At 68.7% G+C, this 26,915-nt stretch carries 25 protein-coding genes; 11 read left to right on the forward strand and 14 right to left on the reverse strand.

Features of this window, described 5'->3' with window-relative positions:
- Positions 1-3: 3 nt before the first annotated feature.
- The 7 genes from AC1HC7_RS14535 to AC1HC7_RS14565 all read right to left on the reverse strand — a co-directional run bounded on the left by AC1HC7_RS14535 (position 4) and on the right by AC1HC7_RS14565 (position 8,460).
- The gene (locus AC1HC7_RS14535; protein WP_479495129.1) at positions 4-2,157 is read right to left on the reverse strand and encodes an ABC transporter permease; all 2,154 of its coding nucleotides are present in this window, start codon (positions 2,155-2,157) and stop codon (positions 4-6) included.
- Between the two features lie 173 nt (positions 2,158-2,330).
- Positions 2,331-3,326, reverse strand: coding sequence for a sugar ABC transporter substrate-binding protein (locus AC1HC7_RS14540; RefSeq protein WP_479495128.1), 996 nt, complete (start codon positions 3,324-3,326; stop codon positions 2,331-2,333).
- 43 nt (positions 3,327-3,369) lie between these two features.
- Positions 3,370-4,341 (reverse strand): ABC transporter permease, encoded by a 972-nt coding sequence (locus tag AC1HC7_RS14545; protein WP_479495127.1) that lies wholly within the window; start codon positions 4,339-4,341, stop codon positions 3,370-3,372.
- 165 nt (positions 4,342-4,506) lie between these two features.
- On the reverse strand, positions 4,507-5,283 hold the full coding sequence (locus tag AC1HC7_RS14550; protein ID WP_479495126.1) for an ATP-binding cassette domain-containing protein: 777 nt from the start codon (positions 5,281-5,283) through the stop codon (positions 4,507-4,509).
- Positions 5,280-6,278, reverse strand: coding sequence for an ABC transporter permease (locus AC1HC7_RS14555; protein ID WP_479495125.1), 999 nt, complete (start codon positions 6,276-6,278; stop codon positions 5,280-5,282). Before AC1HC7_RS14555 ends, AC1HC7_RS14550 begins: the two co-directional genes overlap by 4 nt.
- Positions 6,279-6,354: 76 nt before the next feature.
- On the reverse strand, positions 6,355-7,344 hold the full coding sequence (locus AC1HC7_RS14560) for a sugar ABC transporter substrate-binding protein (protein ID WP_479495124.1): 990 nt from the start codon (positions 7,342-7,344) through the stop codon (positions 6,355-6,357).
- Between the two features lie 54 nt (positions 7,345-7,398).
- Entirely contained in the window at positions 7,399-8,460 is a 1,062-nt protein-coding gene (locus tag AC1HC7_RS14565) for a LacI family DNA-binding transcriptional regulator (protein WP_479495123.1), read from the reverse strand.
- A 101-nt stretch (positions 8,461-8,561) separates the two neighbouring features.
- Between AC1HC7_RS14565 and AC1HC7_RS14570 the strand changes: the two genes are divergently transcribed.
- A complete protein-coding gene (locus AC1HC7_RS14570) occupies positions 8,562-9,593 on the forward strand; it encodes a hydroxyacid dehydrogenase (RefSeq protein ID WP_479495122.1) in 1,032 nt (343 codons plus the stop codon).
- A gap of 129 nt (positions 9,594-9,722) precedes the next feature.
- On the opposite strand, the gene AC1HC7_RS14575 is transcribed toward AC1HC7_RS14570, so the two are convergent.
- From AC1HC7_RS14575 to AC1HC7_RS14605, 7 genes are all read right to left on the reverse strand, one after another.
- A complete protein-coding gene (locus tag AC1HC7_RS14575) occupies positions 9,723-10,355 on the reverse strand; it encodes a nucleoside/nucleotide kinase family protein (RefSeq protein WP_479495121.1) in 633 nt (210 codons plus the stop codon).
- Between the two features lie 47 nt (positions 10,356-10,402).
- Positions 10,403-11,251, reverse strand: coding sequence for a sugar phosphate isomerase/epimerase family protein (locus tag AC1HC7_RS14580; RefSeq protein ID WP_479495120.1), 849 nt, complete (start codon positions 11,249-11,251; stop codon positions 10,403-10,405).
- Positions 11,252-11,551: 300 nt separating this feature from the next.
- Positions 11,552-12,628, reverse strand: coding sequence for an ABC transporter ATP-binding protein (locus AC1HC7_RS14585; protein ID WP_479499166.1), 1,077 nt, complete (start codon positions 12,626-12,628; stop codon positions 11,552-11,554).
- Between the two features lie 10 nt (positions 12,629-12,638).
- Entirely contained in the window at positions 12,639-13,460 is an 822-nt protein-coding gene (locus AC1HC7_RS14590) for a carbohydrate ABC transporter permease (protein ID WP_479499167.1), read from the reverse strand.
- Positions 13,460-14,314, reverse strand: coding sequence for a carbohydrate ABC transporter permease (locus AC1HC7_RS14595; protein ID WP_479495117.1), 855 nt, complete (start codon positions 14,312-14,314; stop codon positions 13,460-13,462). Before AC1HC7_RS14595 ends, AC1HC7_RS14590 begins: the two co-directional genes overlap by 1 nt.
- A gap of 65 nt (positions 14,315-14,379) precedes the next feature.
- Complete coding sequence (locus AC1HC7_RS14600) at positions 14,380-15,621, reverse strand: ABC transporter substrate-binding protein (RefSeq protein ID WP_479495116.1); 1,242 nt, start codon at positions 15,619-15,621, stop codon at positions 14,380-14,382.
- A 52-nt stretch (positions 15,622-15,673) separates the two neighbouring features.
- Positions 15,674-16,435, reverse strand: a complete 762-nt coding sequence (locus AC1HC7_RS14605) for an SDR family NAD(P)-dependent oxidoreductase (RefSeq protein WP_479495115.1) — start codon at positions 16,433-16,435, stop codon at positions 15,674-15,676.
- 118 nt (positions 16,436-16,553) lie between these two features.
- Between AC1HC7_RS14605 and AC1HC7_RS14610 the strand changes: the two genes are divergently transcribed.
- The 10 genes from AC1HC7_RS14610 to AC1HC7_RS14655 all read left to right on the forward strand — a co-directional run.
- Entirely contained in the window at positions 16,554-17,378 is an 825-nt protein-coding gene (locus tag AC1HC7_RS14610; RefSeq protein WP_479499168.1) for a DeoR/GlpR family DNA-binding transcription regulator, read from the forward strand.
- Entirely contained in the window at positions 17,375-18,178 is an 804-nt protein-coding gene (locus AC1HC7_RS14615; protein WP_479495113.1) for a BtpA/SgcQ family protein, read from the forward strand. Before AC1HC7_RS14610 ends, AC1HC7_RS14615 begins: the two co-directional genes overlap by 4 nt.
- Positions 18,179-18,180: 2 nt before the next feature.
- On the forward strand, positions 18,181-19,692 hold the full coding sequence (locus tag AC1HC7_RS14620) for an FGGY-family carbohydrate kinase (protein WP_479495112.1): 1,512 nt from the start codon (positions 18,181-18,183) through the stop codon (positions 19,690-19,692).
- Positions 19,693-20,061: 369 nt separating this feature from the next.
- Positions 20,062-21,510, forward strand: a complete 1,449-nt coding sequence (locus AC1HC7_RS14625; protein WP_479495111.1) for a hypothetical protein — start codon at positions 20,062-20,064, stop codon at positions 21,508-21,510.
- Positions 21,510-22,316, forward strand: a complete 807-nt coding sequence (locus AC1HC7_RS14630; protein ID WP_479495110.1) for a hypothetical protein — start codon at positions 21,510-21,512, stop codon at positions 22,314-22,316. Before AC1HC7_RS14625 ends, AC1HC7_RS14630 begins: the two co-directional genes overlap by 1 nt.
- 17 nt (positions 22,317-22,333) lie before the next feature.
- Positions 22,334-23,419 (forward strand): ATP synthase subunit B family protein, encoded by a 1,086-nt coding sequence (locus AC1HC7_RS14635; protein WP_479495109.1) that lies wholly within the window; start codon positions 22,334-22,336, stop codon positions 23,417-23,419.
- Entirely contained in the window at positions 23,416-24,801 is a 1,386-nt protein-coding gene (locus AC1HC7_RS14640; protein WP_479495108.1) for an OmpA family protein, read from the forward strand. Before AC1HC7_RS14635 ends, AC1HC7_RS14640 begins: the two co-directional genes overlap by 4 nt.
- Positions 24,802-24,867: 66 nt before the next feature.
- A complete protein-coding gene (locus AC1HC7_RS14645) occupies positions 24,868-25,473 on the forward strand; it encodes a thymidine kinase (RefSeq protein WP_479495107.1) in 606 nt (201 codons plus the stop codon).
- A gap of 210 nt (positions 25,474-25,683) precedes the next feature.
- Positions 25,684-26,154: a transcription elongation factor GreA gene (gene greA / locus AC1HC7_RS14650; RefSeq protein ID WP_479495106.1), complete on the forward strand. Its 471-nt coding sequence runs from the start codon at positions 25,684-25,686 to the stop codon at positions 26,152-26,154.
- Between the two features lie 85 nt (positions 26,155-26,239).
- Positions 26,240-26,915: hypothetical protein (locus AC1HC7_RS14655; RefSeq protein WP_479499169.1), on the forward strand; the 676-nt coding region annotated here is incomplete at its 3' end.

A 26,915-nucleotide genomic window follows, 5' to 3' on the forward strand; every position in this document is an offset into this window, starting at 1 on the left:
GCGTTACGCTCCCTTTGGCCAGTAGCTTTCGGGCCCGCTCCAGCGCCGATCGGCGCCCGGCAGCGCGACGCGCCCGATCTTGTCATTGGTCACGCCGCCAAGAAACAGCGCCCCCCGATGTTCGCGCATCGAGGTGATCATGTAGAGCGGGCCGTCGCTCCGGTCCCAATAGGCATCGACGATCCGCCCCCCTGAATCGGCCTTCAGCACCCCGCCGATATTGAGGTTGCCGAACAGCCAGTTGGACGGCGCGATCCGCTTGGCCATGCGCAGCCGGAAGCCCGGATCCTCCATGGCCAGATCGATCACCGGCGCGCGCATGCCCGCGAGCGCGATCCAGTAGCCGCCGTCGGAGGCGCGGTTGATGTTGTCGGGATAGCCCGGCAGGCCGCGGATGAACCAGCGCGGCCCGTCCCGCAGGCGGGCGAGGTCGAAAACCATCACCGAACAGGTCCAGGTGCTGCAGACCAGCAGCCGCAAGCCGTCATGGGTCACGCAGACGCCGTTGGGAAAATAGAGGTGGTCGCAGATCGTCTGCGTGGTTCCGCGCGCCGGGTCGTAGCACAGCAGGCGCCCGTTGGGGCGGCCCTCAAGCAGATCAAGGCCCCAGGTCTCCATCTCGTAGCGCTTGGTGGCGTCGGTGAAGAAGATGCGCCCGTCCGGCGCGATGTCGAGATCGTCGGCCATGCGGATCTGGCGGTCGTCCTCGAGCGAGGTCAGGCTGCGGCGGGTCTGGCTGGTCAGGCGTTCGATGCGGTCCGGGCCGTTGATGCGATACAGCCCCATGCCGGCGACGCAGACCACCAGCCGGTCCTCGGCGTCGAACGCCAGCCCCAGCGGCCGCCCGCCGGTCTTGGCGTAGGTCTCCACGCGCGTGTAATCCGGCGCGAACAGCCGCATGACGCGCCCGTCCCGGGTCCCGCAATACAGGTGGCCGTCGCGATCCAGGATCACGTCCTCGGGGCCGTCGACCTCGCCGGTCCCGAGCAGGTCCGCGCCGTCCAGCTTCGCCGTTCCGGCCTCCAGCGCCAGCGGCCCCAGATCCATGGCCGGATCGAGTTTCAGCGCCGCCGGGTCGAGATAGGCCCGCGCCAGCATCCGGTGGCGCTCCTTGCGGTATTTCATGTCGACGGCCAGCACCGTCACCAGGATCAGCCCCATGACGCCGGAGACGAAATCGCCGCGAAACCCGGCGTTGATCAGCGCGTTGCGCAGGATGAATATGGTGGCGAAGCCCAGCAGCGCGCTCACCACCTTGCCCCGCCCCGGCACGAAGCCGCCCAGCCCCAGGACCAGCCCGGTCAGCACGAAGAATTCCAGCCCCACGCCGGTGTCCGACCCGGCGCTGTTCTGGCGCGCCGCGAACAGGAAAGCGGCGAGCCCCACCAGCGCCCCCGCCAGGGCGTAGGTCAGCAGGATGGTGCGTTTCAGGCGGATGCCGCCATGGCGCGCCGCCTTGCGGTTGCCCCCGACGGCGAGGATATGCCAGCCGAAGCGGGTGCTGCGAAACATCACGTAGATCGCCGCCGCGACCGCGATCAGCACCCAGAAACCGACCGGAACCCCCAGGAAGCTTTCGTAGCCGATATAGTCCCAGGCGTCGTCGAAACGGTCGCTGCCGGCGATTTCGACCAGATAGGCCTGCGACACGATCACGAAGACGCCGCGCACGGTGATCATGGTCCCGAGCGTGGTCAGCAGCGCGCCGCAGCCGAGCACCCCCGCGAGAAAGCCGTTGACCAGGCCGATCGCGGCGCCGCAGAGCAGCGTCAGCAGGAACACCAGTTCCAGCGGCAGGCCGGCGATGTGATACAGATACAGCGTGACGAAGGCGGACAGCGCGAAGGACGAGCCCACCGACAGGTCGATGCCCCCGACCGCCACCACCAGCAGCATGGCGAGCGTGACGATCGCCGCATCCGACGAATACTGCGCCAGCGTCGTGAGGTTGGACAGCGAGAAGTAATCCGGATCGACCGCCAGCAGGGTCGCGGTCAGGGCGAAGAAGGTCAGGAACGGAATCGCGCCCTCGATCCAGTTGCGGTTCAGCAGATCCGCGACCACGCGCCGGGGCGACAGCACGAAACGCTGCCGCGGGACCGGGGCGGGGGCCGGGGCCGCCGTGTCGGCGAAATCTTCGTCAGTGCTCGACGTCATCTGGTCCCGCCCGCATTCCTGCCCGCATGTTCAAGGCTCCGCCCGCCCGCAAGGCGTGTCGCGGCTGCGACGCGCCTTGCGGGCGGGCGGGCGAAAATCGCCGCGCCCGGGCGCGCCGCCGCCAGCGGCGCGCCCGGCGATGTCGGCCGCATGGGCCGCAGGACGCCCGCCGGTCAGGATTTCTCGGGCAGATCCCAGCACTGGCTTGGCGAATAGCTTTCCCGCTTGATGACGATCAGCGGCGATTCCACGGTCATCATCTCGCCCTCGGGCGCCCTGGCGCCCTGCAGCATCAGGCGCAGCATGGCCCCCGCGTCGCGGCCCTGACCATCGGCGTTGTAGCTCCAGTAGCGATCGATGATGCCGCTTTCGAAGGCGTCGCAGATCAGCCGGTTGCCGCCGCCGGTGGCGTAGACCGTCACGCTGTCGGATTTGCCGGCGTCCTTGACGGCGTTGCCGGCGCCGATGGTGTGCACGCCCCAATGGCCGAACACGGCGCAGAGATCGGGGTTCTGCTGCAGCACCGTGGCGGTGATCTGGCGGGCCTTTTCCGGTTCCCAGTTCGAGGCCTGATTGGACACCACCTTGATTTCGGGATGCTTTTCGAACACCGCGAAGGCGGCCTCGTTCATCATCACGCTGTCGGCGGCGGTCAGCTGGCCGGGGATGATCGCCACCTCGCCCGACCGGCCGCTGCCCGCGCCGCAGCGCTTCACGATGTCCTCGGCGATGTCGTTGCCGATGCGGGTCCAGTTGGCGCCGACGAAGGCGGTGGATTTGCGGTTCGATTGCAGATTGATCTGCATCACCGCGATGCCCTTCTTTTCCGCCTGCCGGATCTGGCGCGCCAGCAGCTGCACCGTCGGGTTGTGGGCGACGATGATGTCCGGCTTGTCGTTGATCGCCTTGGCGAAGATCTCCGACATCGCCTTCATGTCAAAGCCGGCGTCGCGCACCTCGAAGGAAAACCCCATCAGGTCCGCCTGTTCGGCCATGCGCCGCGCCCAGCCCTCGGTCAGCGTGATGCCCATGGCGATGGGGATGAAGATCACCTTCTTGCCCGCGTAGACGTCCTCGGCGGCGGCGGCGGCGCGGGGCGCCGCGATCGCGGCCGCCAGCAGCGTCGCCGCCGCGCCCAGACCCGCCAGCCGTTTCAGAATTCCAGTCATTTTCGTTTCCTCCCGTCATTGATGTCCGAACCGCCACGACCGCTCAAAGATCGCCCTGCGTGTCCGTCTCGGTGTCTCTGGGGTTGAAGTGATTGTCGATTGCGATCGCCGAGATCAGAACCATCCCCTTCGCCAGATCCTGGACCTGGCCCGACAAATTCATCAGGGTCATGCCGTTGCGCAAGACGCTGATCAGCAGCACGCCGATGATGACGTTGACCACCCCGCCGCGCCCGCCCCGAAGCGGGATGCCGCCAAGCACCACCACCATGATCACCTCGAACAGCAGCGCGCCGTTGGTGACGATGCGAAAATCCACCGTGCCGCTGGCGCTGGCGATGACGATCCCGGCGATCGCCGCCGCCAGGGCCGAATAGACATAGGCCCAGATGGTCGCGATCCGCACCGAAAACCCGGTCAGGCGCGCGGCGACGAAATTGTCGCCCATGGCGTGGAACACCCGCCCCAGCACCGTCCTGGTCAGCAGGACATGGGTGATCGCCAGCGCCAGCGCCGCGATCGCCGCCGGGACCGGCAGGAACAGGATCTTGCCGGTCGACAGGAACGTCATGATCGGCAGATCCTTGGGGATCAGCACCAGAAATTCGCCCTGCAGGATGCCCCATCGCCCGAACCCGGCGATCAGCATCGCCGTCGCCAGGGTGCTGAGCAGGGCGGGGATCTCGATGAAGGCGATCAGCCAGCCGTTCAGCGCGCCAAAGCCGATCGCCAGCAGAAACGTCGCGGCCAGCGCCGCCCCGTAGCCCGATCCCTGGCTCAGCATCAGGCCGAACACGGAGGAGACGGCGACCATCACCGCCACCTGCGACAGGTCGAGCCCGCGCGTGATGATCACCACCGCCATGCCGCAGCTCAGCACCGTCAGCGCGGCGGAGTTGCGCACCATGTTGGACAGGTTCCCGAGCGTCGCGAAGCCGTCGATGGTGGCCGAGAACAGCAGGATGAAGACAAGCGTCAGCGCCAGAACGATGACTTCCAGCCGCCGCCGGACCAAAAGCCGCGCCGGCCCCTGCGCCGCGCCGGGCCGGGCCGCGCGGCCCCCGGGGGGGGGCGTCGGGCTCCGGCCGGGGCGGGATGACGCGGCGGGCGTGTTCAATGGGTGTCCGCCCGTCTGATGTCGGGGCCGCTCTCGCGGCGCGTCGCCCGGGTTCTCATCCCGTCACCCGGCGGTTTCATGGGCGGCGGCGGCGGCCATGCCGTCGCCGCCGACGATGGCCCCGATCACCTCGGTCATGGTGGTCTGGGCGGTGGTCAGCACCGCCGCCGCGCGCCCGTGGCGCAGCACCACGATGCGGTCCGTGACGCTCAGCACGTCGTTCAGACGATGCGAGATCAGGATCACCGCGATGCCCTGGGATTTCAGCTTGCGGATCAGGTCGAGCACCCCCTGAACCTCGCGCACCGCCAGCGCGGCGGTGGGTTCGTCCATGATCACCACGCGCGGATCGAAGGTCAGCGCCCGGGCAATGGCCACGGTCTGCTGCTGGCCGCCGGAAAACGACCCCACGGGGCGGTTGATCGAGGGCAGGGTCGCGCCCAGCCCGTCGATCATCGCCTGCGCCCGCGCATCCATCTTGCGCTTGTCCACCATGCCGGGGATCAGGCCCAGAAACGACTTCGTCGGCTCGCGGCCGAGGAAGATGTTGCTGGACACGTCCTGCTGCCGGGCCAGCGCCAGATCCTGATAGATCATCTCGATTCCCCGGGACCGGCGCGCCCCCGGATCGAGATGCAGGATCGAGTCGCCGTCCAGCGTGATCGCGCCCCGGTCCGCCCGATAGATGCCGGTGACGGTTTTCATCAACGTGGACTTGCCGGCCCCGTTGTCGCCCACCAGCCCCACCACCTCGCCCGCGGCCACGTCGAAGCCGACCCCGTGGAGCACGTCCACGGACCCGAAGCTTTTATGAACGTCTGATATGGACAGGAGCGTCATACGTTGGCCGCCTTGCGAACCTGATACTGGTCGATGAACACCGCGAAAATCAACACCGCGCCGATGGCCATGGTCTGATAGTAGGACTGGACCGCCAGAAGGTTCAGGCCGTTTTGCAGCACGCCCATGATCAGCGCGCCGATCACCGAGCCGAGAATCGACCCCCGCCCGCCGAACAGGTTGGTGCCTCCGATGATCGCGGCGGTGATCGCGGTCAGTTCGTAGCTGATGCCGGCGGTGGGGTCGCCGGAATTGATCCGCGCCATGAACAGCATGCCCGCAAGCCCCGCCAGCCCGCCGGACAGGGTGTAGAGGATCACCCGCAGCCGCGCGACCTTGATGCCGGCGGTGCGCGCGGCGTTTTCGTTGTCGCCGATCGCCAGGGTGTGCTGGCCGAACCGGGTGAAGGCCAGAATGAAATGGGTGATCGCCGCCACGCCCAGAAAGATCACCACCGGCATGGGGATGCCGAACGGGCGCCCCTGCCCCAGAAACAGCAGCCCGTCGGGCAGGCCGTAGATCACCCGCCCGTCCGAGATCACCAGCGCCAGCCCTCGCGCCAGCCCCATCATGCCGAGCGTGACGATGAAGGCGGGCACGAAGGCGCGGGTCACCAGCTGGCCGTTGACGAAGCCCGCCGCGGCGCCGGCCCCGATGCAGGCGGCGACGCTGACCACGGCGGGCAGCCCCAGATTGACCGCCGCGAAGGCGCCGACCACGCCGGACAGCCCCATGACCGAGCCCAGCGACAGATCGAGCCCGCCCGACCCGATGACGAAAGTGGCCGCGATCGCCAGCACGCCGATGGTCGAGGTGGCCAGCAGGATGTTGAGAAAATTGCTCACCGACAGGAAATACGGCGACAGGATCGACATGGTCACGCCCAGGCCGATCAGCACGATCAGCGATTCCAGCCGCACGCGCAGCCGGTCCTCCGAGGCGGTCTGGGCGCGGCGCCACAGGCTGGGTTTGTTGGCGACGGGTGGCGCGGTCATTCCGGTCTCCGGTCCTGGGGGGGGGGTGGGGGCGGGATCGCGGGCGCACGCGGCGCCCGCGATCCCGCGATTCGGCTTACTTGACGAATTCCAGCATCGGCTCCGTGCCGGCCTCCAGAATCGCCTTGGTCAGCACCATGGTCGGCACGTCGACATTGGCGGGGACGGTTTCGCCGGCCAGCGCCTTCTGCACGTTTTCGACCGCCTGCTTGCCGACCAGATAGGGCAGCTGCGCCACCGAGGCGCTCAGCCGCCCGGCCTTGATCGATTTCACCGCGTCCGAGTTGCCGTCGACGCCGATGATGACGATGTCGCCGCCCTTGCCCGCCGCGAACACCGATTCGACGGCGCCCAGCGCCATGCCGTCATTGGCGGCGAAGATGCCCTTCAGATCGGGGTTGCGGATCAGGATGTCATTGGTGATCGACGCCGCCTTGCCCCGGTCCCAGTCGCCGGGCAGCGAGGCCACGATCTTCAGCCCCGGCGCCAGTTCGGCCAGCCGGTCGGCGAAGCCCACCGCGCGCTTCTTGCCGGTGACGTTGCCGGAAAGCCCTTCGATCACCAGAACGCCGCCGGTGGCGTCGGCGCCCAGCTGGGACACCATGTAATCGGCGCCCTGCGCGCCCGCGGCCACATTGTCCGAGCCGATGCGAAAGGTGATGGCGATGCCCTCGGCCTTCAGGATGGCGGGGTCGAGATTGCCGTCCAGATCCACCACCTTGATGCCGCTCGCCTGCGCCGCCTTCAGGCAGGGCAGCAGGTTGGTGGAGTTGATCGCCGCGGTGATCATCGCCACCGGCTTGCGCTCCAGCATGGTGTTGCAGACGTTGAGCTGGGATTCCGCCGCCTGGTCGCTTTCCACCGCCTGCACGAAATACGGCACGCCGGCGGCGGCGGCGCCTTCCTCGACCCCCTGCCCCATCGCGCCCCAGAACGGGTTGGCGAGGGTCTTCATCAGCACGCCGTATTCGCCGCCCTCCGCTTGCGCCGCCGACGCCGCGCCAAGCGTCAGGGCCACCGCGGTCGCGGCGGCGAGTTTCGTCGCCATGTTCGAGATGCACGCCATTTCTTTTCTCCCATTTGCCAGAATGCCCGCCCTGCGGGCGATTGCCGCGAGGTATTACGGTCCTCGCTGTTGGTTTCGGGGCCGATCAGCCGGATCGGCCCCGACGATGCTCAGGGACTCGCGTTCCTGAAAGTCACAGGGTTCAAGTCGCCCCACCGGGGCGCCGTCTTCGCCGTCGATGCGCAGGATCAGGCGCTCGAAGGCATGCTCGGCCATTTGCGCCACCGGCTGCACCACCGCCGCCACCGACGGATAGGTGGCCTGCATCCATTCCGCGTCGTCAAAGCCCACCAGCGAAACGTCCTGCGGGCAGCGCAGACCGCGGCGGCGGAACTCCGACACCGCGACCAGCGTCGCCTTCTGGGACAGCGCGAACACCGCCGTGGGGCGGCTGCGGTCCAGATACGCGGACAGCGCGGCGCGAAGATCCGCCAGCGGGCCGTCGGCCAGCGCCACGTCAACGCGCATCTGCGGGCAGCGGGACGCCGCCTCGCCGCTGAACCCGGCGATGCGGGCGCGGATGTTCTTGGACAGGTCGTCGGGCCCCAGCAGCAGCGCGTGGCGGTGACCGCCGGCGATCAGCTCGGCGGCGACCCGGGCGCTGGCGTCGGCGTTGTCGGCGGTGACGGTGTCAAAGGCGTCGTTGGCGATGGCGCGATCGACCAGCACGCCGGTCATGCCGAAATCCTTCATGGCCGCCGCCCCGGCCCCGCGTTCGCTGCGCACCGGGGCGAGAATGGTGCCGGCGACCCGCCAGTCATGCATCCGTTCCAGCAGCCGGCGTTCGCGGGCCTCGGATTCGTGGCTGGAGGCGATGACCAGGCTGTAGCCGGCGTTCTCCGCCAGGATCTCGATGCGCGAGGTCAGGCGCCCGAAAAATTCGCTTTCCAGCTCTGGCACCACGATGCCGATGATCCGGCGGGTTTCGCGGCGCAGGTCGGAGGCCAGCGGGTCCACGCGGTAGTTCAGGTCCTTGACCGCGAGGCGCACCTTCGCGGCGTTGGCCGGCTTCACCGTCTTGTCGCCGCGCAGCACCTTGGACACGGTCGCGGCGGACACCGCGGCGCGGCTGGCCACGTCGTGAATGGATGCGCGCCCCTTGTTCCTGCCGACCACCTGTGCCCCCCCGCATGTCTTGCCGAAAAAAATAAATCGATTTACAACTTTTTGTAAACCGATTTATTTTGACCCGTGTCAGCAGATCCCCCGGAGGAGCCATGCCCGATTCCCGAAAACCGCTGGTTGTTTCGGCGCCCCATCCCCGCACGATCGACCTGATTTTCAGCCCCCCGCAAAAGGCGAAGCTGTTCGCCGCATACGACATCCTCGAAACCACGCCCGAGGCGGTCGCCGGCCTGCCGCCCGAGACCCTGAACCGGACCCGCTACATCCTGGGTCAGCCGGATCTGTCGCTCGAAGCGCTGAAAAACATGCCCCGGCTCAAATGCGTGTTCAACGTCGAGACCAATCTGTTCGACAACATGCCCTACGACCACCTGTTCCGGACCGGCGTGCATGTGGTGACCACCGGCGCGGTGTTCGCCCAGCCGGTGGCCGAGATGGGGCTGGCCATGGCGCTGTGCCTGGCGCGCGGCGTGATCGACGCGGATCTGGATTTTCGGGCCGGCCGGGAATTGTGGGGCGGCGAAGGCAACGCCGGGGCGCGGCTGATCGCGGGCGCGGAGATCGGGCTGATCGGCTTTGGCGATCTTGGTCAGGCGCTGGCCAGGACGCTCGGCGGGTTCTCGCCGAGGATCAGCGTGTTCGACCCATGGCTGCCGCCCTCGATGCTGGAGGAGCAGGGCGTGCGCCCCGCAAGCCTCGACGCGGTGCTCGCCGACAGCGATTTCCTGTTCGTCGCGGCCTCGGTGACCACCGAAAACAGGGGGTTTCTCGATGCCGAGGCCTTCGCGCGGATGAAGCCGGGCGCCGCGTTCATCCTGCTCAGCCGGGCCGATGTGGTGGATTTCGACGATCTGATCGCGGCGGTGGCCAGCGGGCGCATCACCGCCGCCAGCGACGTGTTTCCGCAAGAACCCCTGGCCGCGGATCACCCGGTGCGCGCCCTGAAGGGGTTCGTGCGCTCGGCGCATCGGGCGGGGGCGCTTGATTCCGCGTTCCTGAAAATGGGCGACATGGTGCTGGAGGACATGGATCTGATGGATCGCGGCCTGCCGCCCATGCGCTGCAAGCGCGCGGAGCGCGAAACCGTGTCGCGCATGCGGTCGAGGCCGGTGACCCGGAACTGATCCGCCCGGGCGCGACGCCGCGCGGCAAGGGCGTCAGGTGGCAAGGGCGTCAGGTGGCAAGGGCGTCAGGTGGCGAGGGCGTCAGGTGGCGAGGGCGTCAGGTGGCGAGGGCGTCAGGTGGCGAGGGCGTCAGGTGGCGAGCGAATAATCCGCGGCGCGGCTGTTGGCCGTCACGAACCGGCCATTGGGCATGTCGTTGTTCTCGACCTTGCGCGCCGCCTCCGCCGCCGGAACCCCCAGCCGCGCCCAGCGCCGGGTCAGGCGCTCGCGCAGGACCGCGGCGTCGGTCTCGATCATCACCGTGATGTCGAAGCCCGCCGCCAGACCGCCCCAGGGCGGCTGGTCGAGCAGCAGGTAATTGCCCTCGGCGACGATGATCCGGCTGTCCCGCGGGATCAGCCGCGCCCCGGCGCGGGCGATTTCGATGTCGCGATCGAACACCGGCGCCGCCACGACATCCTCGTCGTCGGCGCGCAGGCGGGCGAGCATGTGAACCAGCCCGCCAACGTCGAAAGTGTCCGGCGCGCCCTTGCGGGACAGACGGCCCAGATCGCTCAGAACCCGGTCGTCATAGTGATAGCCGTCCATCTCCAGCAGCGCGGCGACGCCGGGGCGCGCGCGGTTCAGCGCCGCCGCCAGCGCGCCGGCGACGCTGGATTTGCCGGATCCGGGCGGGCCGGCGATCGCCACGATGACGCGCCGGTCGCCCGGGCGGGCCAGCAGCCGGGTTCTCAGGTCCTCGATATCGGTCTTTCGCGTCATTCGGGATCACCCGTTCGCCGCCCGGGCCTGCGCGCCGCGCCCATGCCTCAGATCAACCGATACTGACGCGCCTTGTTGCGCAGGAACGGCAGGCCGTCGCCCATCACCTCGGCCTCGTCGCGCGCCACCGGGCGCCAGACCGACAGGCCGAAGGCGATCTCCGGCGGCATGTTGATGAAGCTTTCCATGGCCAGCCCGCCCTTGAAGCCGATCGCCGCCAGGGTGGCGAAGATCTCGTTCCAGTCGCAGGTGCCGGCGCCGGGCGTGCCGCGGTCGCTTTCCGACAGGTGAATGTAGCGCAGATGCTCGCGCGCATCGAGAATGCCGTTGGCGGCGCCCTTTTCCTCGATATTCATGTGATAGGTGTCGAGATGCAGGAAAATATTGTCCGAACCCACCTTCTCGATCATCGCGACCCCCTGCCAGCCGGTGTTGATCAGGTGGTTTTCATAGCGGTTCACCGGCTCGATCCCGAACGAAATCCCCCGGGATTTCGCGTGTTTCGCGGCGGCGCCCAGCGCGCGCGCCACGTTGTCGAGCTCCGCCTCGCTCGGCGGATGCCCGGTGCGCTCGCCGATCCCGCCATAGGTCACGCCGCTGAGCGCCTCGGCGCCCATGTCGGCGGTCTTGTCGATGGCCGCGATCAGATGCGCGACCGCCGCGTCGGGATTGCGCGAGGGCCAGGCCGCCTCGGGCAGCCCCAGCGAACAGACCGCCCGCAACCCGGTCCCGTCCAGCAGCGCGCGGGTGTGCGCCGCATCGACGGACGGGGCGTCGAGCAGGGCGATCTCGATGAAATCCATCTTGTGGCCCACCGCCGCGGCAACCGCCTTTTCCGCCCCGGCGCGGTCCCATTTCATGGTCCACATGCTGGTGTGAACGCCAAAGCCTTCCATGTCTGAGCCCCCTCGATTGGCCACGGGTTTCCGGGTTTCCGATCTGGGTCCCGGTCTGGTGTCTGGGCGGCGCGGCACGCGCGGGATCCGCCCGGCGGCGGTTGCGCCCTCGCATGCGCGCCGTCATTGGCGCTCAGGCAATGAAAGGCGCGCAGGATAGTCAAGGCAATTCGCGCCGCGCTCACGGTCGAGGCGGAGGCGGGCGGCTTGCAGGCCGGGAACGGGACCGTCCCGGGCAGCGGCGGCCACGCCGGGAAAACGCCGATGAAAGCCGGGGCCCCGCGGACCGGACCGCCGCGCCTACAGGCGGCGACCGGTGTCGGCGTCGAACAGATGCAGCGCGCCGTCCCGGATGCGGAACGCCGCGCGGGCGCCGATTCGCAGGCCGCCGAGCGCCTCATGGGGCGCCACGGATTTCCAGAATGCGCCGTCGTCGGAGCGCATGTGCAGGATCGCCCGCGGGCCGAGCAGTTCGATCAGGGTGATTTCACAGGAAAACCGGTTGCGCCCCGCCGCCCCGCCGCCCGCGACCAGCAGCAGGTCGTCGGGGCGCACGCCCGCGACCACCGACTGGCCTTCGCGCCCCGCGGCCGCGCAGTCGAGCCTGCCCACCGGCGTGGCGACGCAGCCCGCGCCTTCGATCGCGCCGGGCAGGAAATTCATCCCCGGGCTGCCGATGAACCCCGCCACCATGCGGGTCTCGGGGCGAAAGAAGATGTCCTCGGGCGCGCCCTGCTGTTCGATCCGCCCGGCATTCATGATCACGATCCGGTCGGCCATGGTCATGGCCTCCTCCTGATCATGGGTCACGTAGATGGTGGTGGCCTTCAGCCGCTTGTGCAGCTGCAGGATCTCGGCGCGCATCTCGACGCGCAGCTTGGCGTCGAGATTGGACAGCGGTTCGTCGAACAGGAACGCCTTGGGTTCGCGCACGATCGCCCGGCCGATCGCCACGCGCTGCTGCTGACCGCCCGACAGCGCGCGCGGCTTGCGATCGAGCAGCCCGGCGATGCCCAGCATCTCCGCGGTTTCGCGCACCTTGCGGCGAATCTCGTCGGGCGGGACCTTCCGCGCCTTCAGTCCGAACCCCATGTTCCGCTCGACGCTCATGCTCGGATACAGCGCGTAGTTCTGGAACACCATGGAGATGTCGCGCTCGCGCGGCTCCAGCGCGGTCACGTCGCGCCCGTCGATGCGGATCTCGCCGGCGCTCACCGGCTCCAGCCCCGCCAGCAGGCGCAGGGTCGTGGACTTGCCGCAGCCGGAAGGCCCCAGCAGCACGGTGAATTCGCGCGCCGCGATGTCCAGATCGATCCCCTTCAGGATCTCGACCGCGCCGTAAGTCTTGCGCAGCCCCTTGAATGAAACATAACCCATGCGCCCGCCCCTAGTATTTCACCGCGCCGCCGCCAATGCCGCGCACCAGATGTTTCTGGATGAAGAACGACAGGATCAGCACCGGCACGATGGCGATCAGGATCGCCACCGCCATCTTGCCCATGTCCACGCCGCGAAAGGTCCAGTAGCCGGCGATCGCCACCGGCAGGGTGCGGCTGTCGTTGCCGGTCAGCAGCAGCGCGTAGAACAGGTCGTTCCACGACAGCACGAAGCCGAACACCCCCGCCGCCGCGAGGCCGGGGCGCACCACCGGCAGGATCACCTGGCGGAAAGCCTGAAAGCGGGTGCAGCCGTCGATCATCGCCTGGTTTTCCAGATCCTTGGGCACCTCGTCGAAGAAGCCGATCAGGAACCACGTCACCACCGGGACCACGAAGGACAGATGCGCGGCGATCACCCCGGCGAGCGAATCGATCATCTGCAATCGGTAGAGCGCCAGGAAGAACGGCAGGATCAGAATCGCCGGCGGCATCATCTCGGCGGCCAGGATCGAATACCGCGCGCCCCGATAGCCGCGATAGCGCGAGAACGCATAGGCGGCCGGACAGCCGACAAGCAGCGCGATGGCCACCGTGACGACGGCGACGATGAAGGAATTCAGGATGTTGACCGGCGTCTTCGACTGCACCAGCACCTCGGTCCAGTTCGCCCATGTCGGCGTGAACAGCCAGATGTCGGGCCGCGCGCCCAGCTCCGGCGGCTTGATCGATTCCAGAAACACCCAGAGAAACGGGAACAGCACCGCCGCAAGCGCCAGCGTGACGGCCAGGACGGCGGCGACGCGCGCCAGCGGTCGGGGGAAATCGAACATCAGTCCCGCGGCTCTTCGCGCCGCGCGGCCCTGACCAGCGCGATCACCAGACCCATGGTGACAAGGATCAGCAGGAAGGCGGCGGCGGCGGCCTCGCCCATGCGGAAATAGCGGAATCCGGTCTTGTAGATGAAGAACATGATGGTTTCGGTGGCGTCGCCGGGGCCGCCGCGGGTGATGGCGAACACGTATTCGAACACCTTGAACGCGTCGAGCGCCCGGATGATCAGCGCCACCGCGATCACCGGGCGCAGCATCGGCAGGGTCACCTGCCGGAAGGTCAGCCAAGCGCCGGCCCCGTCGACCCGCGCCGCTTCGAACGGCGCCCTGGGCAGGGATTCCAGCCCGGCGAGGAACATCAGCAGCATGAAGGGCGTCCACTGCCAGACATCGATCAGGATGATCGAGAACAGCGCCAGGTCGGGGCCGAACCAGTCGATCGACACCCCGATCCGCCCCAGATAATGCGTGATCACCCCCATTTCGGAATTCAGCATGAAGCGGAACATCAGGCCGACGGCGATGGGCGTGATGAACATCGGCGCCAGCAGGATCGAGCGCACGAAATTCCGGAACCGCACCAGCTTCTGAACCAGGACGGCCAGCGACAATCCCAGGATCAGTTCCAGCGTCACCGCCCCGAACACGAAGACCAGCGTGTTGCCCATGGCGTTCAGAAACGCCGGGTCGGCGGCGATGTAGGCGTAGTTCTCGATCCCGCGCCACTGAATGTCGTTCAGCCGGGTCAGGCGATAATCATGCAGCGAGATCCAGGCGGAAAACGCCAGCGGGTAGAGCATCACCGCCGACAGAACCAGCGCCAGCGGCAAGACCAGTCGGTGTTTGAGCTGCATCGCGCCCCCCCTCGGCGATTGGTCCGCGCCGTGCGTTTCGCGCGGCGCGGCGGTTCAGGCGTTGCTCAGCGGTTGGCCCGCGCCACGGCGGCGGCGGCGTCGTCAAGCGCCTGCTGCGGGGTCTTCTGACCCGCGACGGCGGCGCTCAGCTCGGCGCCGACGATGTCGATCAGTTCTTCGGCGTGATCGCCGGTCGCCAGCGGCGCGGCGTCTTCGAGAATGCCCTTGAGCGTGGTGTAATAGGCCTTGCCGTAGCCCTTTTCCCAGACCTGCGGATCGTCGAGCACGCTGTTGCGCACCGGGGCGCCGCCCATGACGGCGCGGCGCTTTGCGACCTCGGGGCTGGTGATCCAGGACACGTATTTCCACGCCGCCGCCTTGTCGGTCGCATTGGCGGTGATCGCCCAGGACCACAGCCCGAGCACCGCCTTGCCGCCGGGCGCCTCATGCAGGGCGAACTTGCCGGCCAGGTCGCCCGACATGCCGCCCTTCCTGTTCAGCGCCGGCAGCATCCAGTTGTAGGACAGCATGGTCGCCGCCTTGCCCGAGGCCACGGCGCGCAGCGCCTCGTCAAAGCCCCAGTTCAGCGAATTGGCCGGCGCGGCGTTCTGGTAGGCGTCGATGTATTGCTCCAGCGCCCGCTTCGCGGCGGCGTTGTTGATGATGATGTTCCCGTCATCGTCGAACAGCTCGCCGCCGTTGGCATAGAGCCAGTTCTTCCACTCCTCCATGATCTTGTAGCCCTTCTGGGGCTGCATCGCGGCGCCGTAGAAGCCGTCCCCGGTCAGGCCTTTCACCGTCGCGACGTATTCTTCGATGGTGGTCGGAACCGCGAGGCCCCTTTCGTCGAAGATGTCCTGACGCACGATCAGCCCGAGCGCGTAATTGTAGTAGGGCACGCCGTAGGTCTTGCCGTTCACCACGCCGATCTCCGCCAGCGCCGGGATGAAATCGCCGTAATCGTAGCCTTCGGTCGCGGCGATCAGGTCGTCGAGCGGCGCCAGATAGCCGGCGCCGGAGAATTCCTCGGCCCATGGGTTGTCGATGATGATCACGTCATAGGTCGCCGACGGCGCCAGTGACGACGTCAGGATCTTGTCGCGCATGGCGTCGAAGGGCATGGCGTCGAAATTCACCGTGACGTCGGGATTCTCGGCCATGAAATCGGCGGTCAGGGCCTTGACGACGTCGTAGTCGGGCACCTCCTCCATGATGACGTTCAGTTCGGCCGCGCCGGCCTGCCCGGCGCCCAGCGCCGAGGCCAGAAGCAGCGCCGCCAGCGGCGACGTTTTCAGGTTTCCTGTCATTGCGTTTCTCTCCCTGGATTGATTTTCTGGTCGTCAGGTCGTTTTCCGGTCGTCAGGTCATGTAGACGCCGCCGGTGACGTTGACCGCCTGCCCGGTCATGAAGCGCGCCGCGTCCGAGGCCAGGAACAGCACCACGCCGGCCACGTCCTCGGGATCTTCCAGCCGCCCCAGCGGCGTCTGGTCGATATAGGAGCGGCGCACCGCGTCGGGGGTGCTGCCCAGCAATTCGGCCTCCCAGTCGACCTCGCGATCCTGCATCGGCGTGCGCACGAAACCGGGGCAGACGGCATTCACGCGGATGCCGTCGGCGGCGTGTTCGCGCGCCAGCGCCTGAGTCCAGCCGACGACCGCGAACTTGCTGGCCGAGTAATGCGCCAGCATCGGCGCGCCGACCTTGGCGGCCAGCGAGGCGGTGTTGACGATCACGCCCTTGACGCCGTGATCCAGAAAGTGCCGCACCGCGACCTGGTTGGTCAGGAACACGCCCCTGGCGTTGACGTCGAAGTTGAAATCCCAGTCCGCCTCGGTCAGATCCAGCGCCCGCTTCATGCTGGACACCCCGGCATTGGCGTGCACCGCCCCGACCGGCCCGAAGGCCTCGCGCGCCGCGGCGAAGGCCGCCTCGATCGACGCCTTGCGCCGCACGTCGATCTCGCAGCCCATGGCGCGCGCGCCCAGCGCCGCCGCCGCCCGCGCCGCCGCGTCGCCGTCCAGATCCGCGATCGCCACATTGTCGCCGGCGCGGTGGAAGGCTCGCGCCGCGGCCAGCCCGATTCCGTTGGCGCCGCCGGTCACGATTACGGTTCTGGTCATCGAATCCTCCCTGATCAGCCGGAAAATACGATCCTTTTCACACATAAAGCAACAGCTTTTTGTTTGATTTTGTTTGTTTGCGTTTGTATAAGCCAAATACCAACAAGGGAGCCCGGCCATGTCAGGCAAGCGGATGCCTGCCGTCATGCGGCACGAACTGATCCTCAAGAAGCTGGACGTGAAGGGATTCGCGACCACGCTGGACTTCGCCCGCTGGCTGTCTGTGTCGGACATGACCGTGCGCCGGGATTTCGACCATCTGGCCGACAAGGGCCTGCTGACGCGCACCCATGGCGGCGCGGCGTCGCTCAAGCGCGGGGCCGGCCAGGCGGTGGACCTCGTCGAACCCAAGGTGTCCGAACGCGAACAGCGCGCCAGATCGGCCAAGGCGGCGATCGCGCGCTGCGCGCTGGCCATGATCGAACCCGACCAGACCGTGGCGCTGGACATCGGCACCACGACATTCGCGCTGTCCCGGCTGATGCATGACGCCCGCGCGACCGTGTTCACCAGCAGCCTCAAGATCGCCGCGTCGCTGGCCGAGACCCGCCCGCAGGTCTATGTGCCCAGCGGCCGCATCAACGGCAGCGAACCCTCGGTCGTGGGCCCGCAGGCGGTTGATTTCCTTCGCGGATTCTATTTCGACATCGCCTTCATCGGCGCCTCGGGCCTGACCGCCGAGGGGCTGTTCGACTATTCGCTGGACGACGCCGAGATCAAGCGCGCCTTCGTCGAGCGGTCGCGCACCACCGTCGCCCTGCTCGACAGCACCAAGTTCGACCGCATCTCGGTGGCCGCGATCTGCGCGCCGCCCGCTCTCGACGTGATCGTCACCGACGCCGAGCCGCCCCGCGCCCTGCGCGACACGCTGACCGCCGCCGGGGTGCGCGTCGAGGTGGCCGTTTCGCAAGCACTGGCAAGCACTGGAAGGAACCCGGAATGATCTTTGACTTCTTTGGCGACAGGAAAAAGGCCGTCATCGCCATGTGCCATATCGGCGCCCTGCCCGGATCGCCGCTGTATGAGCCCGACGGCGGCATGGACAAGCTGATCGAGGGCGCGCTCGCGGATATCGAAAAGCTGCAGGCCGGCGGCGTCGACGCCATCATGTTCGGCAATGAAAACGACCGTCCCTATCTGCTGAAGGCGACCCCGGAAAGCGTCGCCGCCATGACCGCCGTCATCGCCGCCTGCCGCCCGGCGCTCAAGACGCCTTTCGGCGTCAACTACCTGTGGGATCCCGACGCCTCGGTCAGCATCGCCGTCGCCGCGCAGGCGCAGTTCGTGCGCGAGATCTTCACCGGCGTCTTCGCCTCGGACATGGGGGTCTGGGCGCCCGATTGCGCAACGCCCGCGCGCAAGCGGCGCAATCTGCACCGCCCGGACCTGAAGATGCTGTTCAACATCAACGCCGAATTCGCCCATTCGCTGGATCGGCGCCCGATCGGTCTGCGGGCGAAATCGGCGGTGTTTTCGTCCCTGGCCGACGCCATCCTGGTGTCCGGGCCGATCACCGGCCAGCCGGCCGAGGCCTCGGACCTGCGCGCCGTCGCGCAGGCCGTGGGCGACATGGCCCCGGTCTTCGCCAACACCGGCGTCAATCTCGACAACGTCAAGGATGTGATGTCGGTCGCCGCGGGCTGCATCATCGGCACCCATTTCAAGATCGACGGCGACACCTGGAACCCGGTGGACGGCGACCGGGTCAAGCGGTTCATGGATGTCGTGAACGCGGCGCGCTGAGCATGGATTGCGTGATCGGCCTCGACATCGGCACCACATCCACGATCGGCATCCTGATCGCCCTGCCCGATCGGGCGCTGGCCATGGCCGACAGGCCCGTCGCCTTCAGCGCCCCGCGTCAGGGCTGGGCCGAGGAGGACCCGAACGAATGGTGGCGCAACGTCTGCGCCATCGCGCCCGAACTGATCGCGACCGCGGGGATCGACGCGGCGGCGATCCGCGCCGTCGGCGTCACCGGGATGCTGCCCGCGGTGGTGCTGCTGGACCGGGAGGGCGCGCTGCTGCGCCCCTCGATCCAGCAATCCGACGGGCGTTGCGGCGCCGAAGTGGCCGAACTGGCCGGCGAACTGGACGAAGCCGCCTTCGTGAAACGCGCCGGCAACGGCGTCAATCAGCAGCTGGTCGCCGCCAAGCTGCGCTGGATCGAACGCCACGAACCCGACGTGTTCGCCGGCATCGCCACGGTGTTCGGCTCCTATGACTTCATCAACTGGAAGCTCACCGGCGAACGCGCGGTGGAACAGAACTGGGCGCTGGAGGCGGGGTTCACCGATCTGTCCGACAACGCGCTGTCCGACGAACTGATCGCGCTGGCCCATATCCCGCGCGCCGCCGTGCCGCGCCGCGCGGTCTCGCATCGGGTTCTGGGCCGCGTCACCCCGGAGGCCGCCGCCGCCACCGGCCTGCCGGCCGGGATTCCGGTGGTGGGCGGCGCCGCCGATCACATCGCCTCGGGCTACGCCGCCGGGGTGATCGCGCCGGGCGACGCGCTGCTGAAATTCGGCGGCTCCACCGACATCCTGATCGCCACGTCCGAGGCCCGCCCCGATCCGCGCATGTTCCTCGACTACCACCTGCTGCCGGACATGTTCATGCCCAATGGCTGCATGGCCTCGGGCGGATCGGCGCTGAACTGGTTCGTCGAACGGCTCGCCGGGGGCGAACGCGACGCCGCGGCCGCCGCCGGGCTGAGCATGCACCAGCATCTTGACCGGATCGCGGCCGAAACCGCGCCGGGCGCCGACGGGGTGCGGATCATCCCCTATTTCCTCGGCGAAAAGACCCCGATCCACGACCCGGCGGCGCGCGGCGTCATCGCCGGGCTCAGCCTCAATCACGACCTGCGCCACATGTGGCGGGCGCTGCTCGAGGGCTTTGGCTACGCGTTTCGCCACCATATCGAGGTTTTTGGCGACATGGGGCGCCCGGCGACGCGCTGTCTGGCCTCCGACGGCGGGGCGAAATCGGGCCTGTGGATGCAGATCTGCGCCGACATCCTGCAGACGCCGATCCAGCTGCTGCGCGGGCATCCCGGGTCCTGTCTCGGCGCGGCCTGGATGGCGGCGATCGGCGCCGAACTGACCGAAGACTGGGCCGGGGTCACGCGTTTCGTGTCCTATGGCGACATCATCGCCCCAAACCCGGCGAACGCCGCGCTCTACGACGCCGGATACCGCCGGTTCCGCGCCGAATACGAAGCCCTGAAAGCGGCGCGGCCCGAACCCGGCGCCTGACGGCCGACGCACCGGCCCCGGGCGCGGCGCCGGCGCGCCTTCCCATGATCAGCGAGTCCATCTACACTGGCGGGGAGCGCATCGCGCCTCGCCCGGGGCCCGCCGGGGATTTGCATGCGCCTCGGCCTGACGACCGGCCCTGACGGGCCCGTCTGTTCCCGCGCGCCGCACGCCGCTGCATCGGCGCCGATTTTCCCGGAACAGACGCAAGCGTTGGCGTTCGCGTGGCATTGTCTGGCGTCGGCTTGCGTTTCAGCGACATGCCGGTCCGCCGCGATTTCAAACGCCCGCGGACCGCCCGTGGCCGCCGAATGGCTTGCCGTATTGCTTGCCGTATTGCTTGCCGTATTGTTTCAGGAGAATTCAACCATGTTCGGACTGTTCCGAGACCTGTTTTCCCGCCTGAAGCCACGGCGGTATTCGCCATCCGAGTCCGTGTTCCCCGATCTCGACGTCGACGGGCTGATCCGCCAGATCAGGCCTGCGGACAAGGGCGCCGAGCGGGGCGCCCGGGATCTGCCGCTGTCGGAAGTCGACGGGCTCGACCCCGTCGAGACCGAAATCATCGACGTGGTGAGCGAGCATCGCCGCCACGGGCTGAACAGCTACGATCAGCACATGCAGGTCTACGCGCAGCGCCTGGCGCGCGCCGTGGACGCCCGCGCGCGGATCGAAACCGAAGCGGAAACCGCGCGCACCGATTTCATCGCAAGCGCCAAGACCTGGAACAACCATCTGGCCGATCTGCGCAGCGCGCTCGATGACCGGAGTCACGAATACACCGCCTTCCGCCGCCGCCACCGCCTGACCGAACGCACGGCGCGCAATCCATGGCCGCTGATGCTCACCCTTGGGCTGGTGACGATCATGATCGTCGTCGAGGCGGCGATGAACGGCTATTTCTTTGCGCAAAGCAACGTGCTGGGGCTGCTTGGCGGCGCGACGGTGGCCCTGGTGATCTCGGTGGTCAATGTGGGCGTCTCGATCATCCTCGGCTGGTTCGGGCGCTGGATCGGGCATCGCGGCGCGTTCGCGACGCTGGTCGGGCTGGCGGTCATCCTGCTTTGGGTGGGATTCGCGGCCGGATTCAACCTGTCGGTGGGGCATTTCAGGGACGTGGCCGACGGGCGGCCGTGGAACGACGCGGCGATCGCCGCCCTGCGCAACCTTCAGGCGGCGCCGTTGCGCCTGCAAAGCCTTGAATCCTGGCTGCTGATCGGATTCGGCGCGCTGATCTCCTTTCTCGGGTTTCTCAAGGGGTTCAGTCTCGACGACCCCTATCCCGGCTACGGGCAGGTGGCGCGCCGGCTGCAGGCGGCGCGGGAAGACTACGCCAATGAGGCCGAAGCCGCCCATGACGAATTGCTGGAAAAGCGCGACGAGGCGAAGGAAAACCTCGAACACGCCGGCAGGCAGGCCCGGGACGAGATCAACGAGGCCGTGGACGTGGGCTGCGCCCGGCAGGGGCTCGCGGCGCAGCGGGATGTGTTTCTCGGCCATTGCGACGACGCGGCCATGCGGCTGCTGACGATCTATCGGGAGGCCAACGCCACGGCGCGCGACACCCCGGCCCCGGCGCATTTCGCCCGCGATCACCGGTTCCCCGCGATCGAGGACGGCCATGGGCGCGATGCCCGACGCAGCCGCGCCCAGGACGCGATCGACCGGATCGAAACCGCCGTCGACAAGGCGGTGCGGGATATCTTCAAGGCCTTCGACGCGGCGATCGGATCGCATCCTTCGGTGGACGAGATCGAGCGTCAGGCCGCGCGACGCAACCGCCCGGACACGCCCGCCGCCGCGGCCGAGGCGGTGTGATGGCGCGCCGCGGGCGCGGATCCCGGCGCCGCCGCGGTTTCGGCGCGAACGCGCTTGGCGCCGCGTTGCTGGCGCTGGCGCTCGCCGCGCTCGCCGCGCTCGCCTGGGTCAATTTCACCGTCAGGCCGGAAAGGCTCGACCCGGTCACCCTGTGCCCCGACACGGGGCCCCTGGCGCAGATGGCGATCCTGCTTGACATGACCGACCCGGTGTCGCCGACGCAGCTTGCCGCCGCCCGCGCGCTGATCGAGCGGGAGATCGACAACGCCGCCCACGGCGCGCGGATTTCGCTGGCGCTGGTCAGCCCGGACCCGGCGATGCGCGGCAAGGCCCGCTTTTCGCTGTGCAAGCCGCGCACGGGCGAAGACGCGAACGCGCTCTACGAAAACCCGGCCCTGATCGCGGCGCGCTATCGCGACGGCTTCGCGGCGCCGCTGCAAGCCGCGCTGCGCGGGCTGCTTTCGGCGCAGGGCGCGAAATCCTCGCCGATCATGGAATCGATCCAGGCGCTGGTCGCCGACGCGCCGGGGTTTCGGGTCTTCGAGGGGCCGCGCAAGCTGGTGATCTTCTCCGATCTCATGCAGCACAGCGAGGCTTTCAGCTTCTACCGCCGGCAGGACTGGTCCGATCTTGAACGCTCCGGCGCCACGGCGCGCTTCGCCCGCAGCCTGAACGGCGTGGAGACGGTGATCCTGCGCATCCCCCGCCGGAACGCGCCCGACGCCGACATCGACGATTTCTGGACCCGCTATCTCGACGCCCAGGGGGCGGCCTCGGTGCGGCTCCACGTCATCGGCGACCTGTAGGCGGGGGGAGGACGCCCATGACCAAGACCGATCGCCCCCGCGCCGTCCACGGGCTCGCCATGCGCGAGGCGCTGGACAAGATCCTGCTGCTCGCGGCCGGGATCCTCGGCGTCGCCGGCGGGCTGGCGCTCAAGGCCCTGAACGCCCCGATCCTCGCCCCGGCGCTGTTCTCGGCCGGCGTGCTCTTCGCCTATGTCCTGCTGACCTGGGCCATCGGCAAACTGAAGCTCGATCCCGAAACCATCGGCGACAATTGCTACTATCTGGGGTTCATCTTCACCCTGGCGAGCCTGGCCTACACGCTGTACGGGCTGTCCAGGACCCCCGAGGACATCACGCTGATCAGCGACATCGTGTCGGGATTCGGCGTCGCGCTGAGTTCGACCATCATCGGCGTGATGCTGCGGGTGTTCCTGCTGCAGTTTCGGCCCGACATGGTGGCCAAGGACCGCGAAACCCGGATCACTTTGCAATCCGCGACCCGGGATTACCGCACCGCGCTGGCGCAAAGCACCACCGCGCTGAAGCAGTTTTCGCTGGAAACCCAGCAGAAGCTCGCCGAGCATCATGAACGCATGCGCGCCGACGGCGCGCGGGCGACGGAGGACCAGCGCCGCCGCATCGCCGAGGACGCCAGGCAAAGCGGCGAGGCGCTGCAAAAGGCGGCCATGGACGCCGCGCGCCAGTCGATCGGCGCGATCGAGGCCGTGGCGCGCGCCTCGGCCGCGCGCTCCGAGAAGGCCGCGCTGGACTCGGCCGAGCGCACCCGAATGATCCTGCAGGGTTTCGCCGTCGACATGGCCCAGGTGATCGACGCGCTGAATGTCAGGACGGCCGCGCTCGCCCGCGCCGGCGACGAGGCGGGGGACTCCGTCTCGGCGGGGGCCGAACGGCTTCAGGAGGCCATGGAGCGATTCACCGCGAGCATCGAGACCGCGACGCCGGGGATCGAGGACTCGGCCCGCCGGATGGCCGAGGCGACCCGCGCCGTCGCGGCGGCCGCCGAGGAGGCCGCGCAGCGCGATCCGGGCGCCGCATCGCGCGCGGCGGCGCGGACATCCCGTCGTCGCTGGCCCTGGCGCTGGTTCGGCGGCGACCGATGAGCCCCGTCGATCGCCATATCGGCGGCGAGGGCGCCCAGTATCGCCGCGGCGCGCTGATGGGCTTCACCGTGGCCGAAAGCTTCATGCTCATCGCCTTCGCCCTGCTGCTGCTGCTGGTGCTCTGGCGCTATGACGCCGCCGAACGGGACCGCGCCATGGAGGATCTGGCGCCGGCCCAGCGCGCCGCCATCGCGCGGGCGGCGCTTGAGGGAACCCTCGACGGCGTGCTCGCCCTGCCCCGCGACGCGGGCGCGCGCGACGCGCTGCGCGCGGGGGCGGTGATCGCCGACAAGGCGCGCCTGTCCGAACTGGAGGCCGCAACCCGGCTGGTGGCGGCGCAGGACATGCGCCGCCTGGCGGAGGCCGCCGCCATCCTGCCCGAGGACGCGCGGCGGCGCCTGACCGACCTGGTGCGGCTGGAGGATTTCCGCGACCTGCTGGAGCGCCTCGAGGCCCTGCGCGGGCTCGACGATGCGCCCGGCCTCATCGAAGCCGCGTCGCGACTGCCGCCGCGGACCAGACAGCGATTGCTGAAGGCCATGCGCAGCCGGGACGGCCGGGACGCGCTGGCGGATATCGACAGGATCGCCGCGCTGATGTCCGACCCTTCGGCGCGCCGGCTGGCCGAAGCGGCCGCGGGACTGGCGCCGGAGGCGAGTGACGCGCTCGCCGATCTGGCGCGGGACGACGCGCTTCTGGACAAGCTGGCGGCGGTCAGCGCGCTGGAGGCCGCGGGCGATCCGGCGCGGGCGATCCGCGAGGCGATGGAAACCGCGCGCCAGGTGGCCGACATCCAGGCCGCCGTCGGCGGGATCGAACGCGAGGTGGCGGACCGCATCCGCAAGCGCACCGGCGAGCTGGTCGCCGGCATCGACGGCGAGATCACCCCGACCGGCGACGTCGTGCTTCCGGACGCGCTGCTGTTCGGACCCGGCTCCGCCCGGCTTCAACCGGAGATGAAGCGGTTTCTGAATGGCTTCTGCCGTCCATGGTTCGAAATCCTGTACAGAGTCGGACCTTCGCTCGCCTCGGTGCGGATCGAGGGGCACGCGTCCTCCGAATGGCAGGGACTCGGACCGCGGCAAGCCTATCTCGAAAACCTCCGGCTGAGCCAGGAACGCGCGCGGGCGGTGTTCTCGTTCTGCCTGCAACGGGTGGGGGATGACGCGGTGGGGGTCTGGGCCCGCGACCGGCTGGCCGCGATCGGGTATTCTTCCGCGCGCCGCATCATGAAGGACGGGCGCGAGGACCGGGCGCGATCCCGGCGCGTGGTGTTCAACATCGACGCCAACCGCGACATCCTGTTCCAGCGCATCGACGCGGCGAAGGCGGATGGCTATCTGGCCTCTCCGAAGGACCTCTCGGGGATTGCCGAGGATTAGCCCGCCCCGGGGCCGCCATGGCCGCCGCCCCCTTGCCCGAAGCCCGCCAAGCGGCGACAAAGCCCCATGGCAAAGCTCTATTTCAACTACTCGACCATGAACGCCGGCAAATCGACGATCCTGCTGCAGGCGTCGCACAACTACCGCGAACGGGGCATGCAGACGCTGCTGCTGACCGCCGCGCTCGACGATCGTGACGGCGAAGGGCGCATCGCCAGCCGCATCGGCATCGGCGAATCGGCCGACCGGTTCCGCCCCGGCGACGATCTGTTCGCGCGCATCGCCGCACGGCTGGACCAGGGGCCGCTGGCCTGCGTGCTGGTGGACGAGGCGCAGTTCCTTGACCCCGCGCAGGTCTGGCAGCTGGCCGACGCCGCGGATGATCTCGGCGTGCCGGTGATGTGCTACGGGCTGCGGGTGGATTTCATGGGCGCGCTGTTCCCGGGATCCGCCGCCCTGCTGGCGCTGGCGGATTCCCTGCGCGAGATCCGCACCATCTGCCATTGCGGGCGCAAGGCCACCATGGTGGCGCGGATCAACGCGGCGGGCGAGGCCCAGACCGCCGGCGCCCAGGTGGAAATCGGCGGCAACGACCGCTACGTTTCGTTGTGCCGGCGCCACTGGCGCGAGGCGGTGGGCCGCCGCCCGCCGCCCACCCCCCGCCAGGGCTGAGACCCGCCGCCCCGGACCCGGCGGCGCAACCGGCACTTGCAACCCGCGATCCGGGCGCCTAGTCTTTCAGGACTTGTCACAGCCGCGCTCTTCGCAGCGCGGCTGCATATCGTTTCAACGACGCCCCGCGGCCCAGCCGCGTTACCAGGGGGCGACCGCCAGAAGGGAGCGCCCAGAACGGGCGCCGCCCCGCACGAAAGGAGCGGAGGCATGCAGAAGGTTCCGATGACCGCCAAGGGGTTCAGGTCGCTGGAGGTCGAGCTGAAGCAGCTCAAATCCGTGGAGCGCCAGGCCATCATCAAGGCGATCGCAGACGCGCGCGAACACGGCGACCTGAGCGAAAACGCGGAGTACCATTCGGCGCGCGAGAAGCAATCCTTCATCGAGGGGCGGATTCAGGAACTCGAAGGTCTCATCAGCCGCGCCGACGTGATCGACCCGACCAAGCTGTCGGGCGGGGTGAAATTCGGCGCCACCGTGGGGCTCATCGACGAGGACACCGAGGAGCAGAAGACCTACCAGATCGTCGGCGAGGTCGAATCCGACATCTCCCAGGGCCTGCTCAACGTGAAATCACCGCTGGCCCGCGCCCTGATCGGCAAGGAAGAGGGCGACAGCGTCGAGGTGATGACCCCCGGCGGGGGCAAATCCTACGAGGTGGTCCAGGTCAGATACATCTGACCCGGACAGGCGGCCCGCACATGTTGAAAACCGGCGGGATCCGGCCGCTGGATTAAAGCGCGAAACGGGGGGCGATCAGGGCATCATGAGCGCATCAGGCGACGCCGGACATACCCCCGAACCGCCGCGCCCGGACCGCTACGGCCTGGGGCGCGGCCCCGGCCCCGCATCGGGCGCCGACCGGCTTGACCCGCTGCCCGCGCCGGGCGGCGGGCTGGTCCCGGCGCTGATCTGGCTCGGCGCGCTGGCGCTGAGCGGCGGCGCGCTGTGGCTGGCGTTTGACGCGTCGGGCTGGCTTGGGCCGCGGACCGGCGTCGCCGGGACGGCGGCGCAGCTGGGCGGCGTCGCGGCGCTGGCGCTGGCGCTCACCACGCCCTTCGCGCTGCATTTCGGGTTCGCCCGCCAGGCCCGACGCGCCGAGGCGCTGGACGCGCGGCTCGCGGCGCTCGCCCGCGACCAGGCCGCCCATGCCCGGAACCTGCCTCGCATCGACAAGCCCGCCGCCGATGCCGCCCCGAACACCCAGGATCTGGCCCGCGCCGTCGCCGCCGCCGCGCGCGCGGCGCTTGACGGCGAACGCGCCGCCATCGCCCGCCAGATCGCCGAAATCGGCGAGGCCCAACGCCTGCTGGGCCAGAAGATCGACGCGCTGCCCGCCCTGACCGCGCCGCCGGGCATCGCCGCGCCCGCCCAACCCGCGCCCGCCGCTGCCGCTGCCGCTGCCGCGCAAGCCCCGCCCGCGCAAGCCCCGCCCGCGCAAG

The organism is Oceanicella sp. (genome assembly GCF_056449545.1).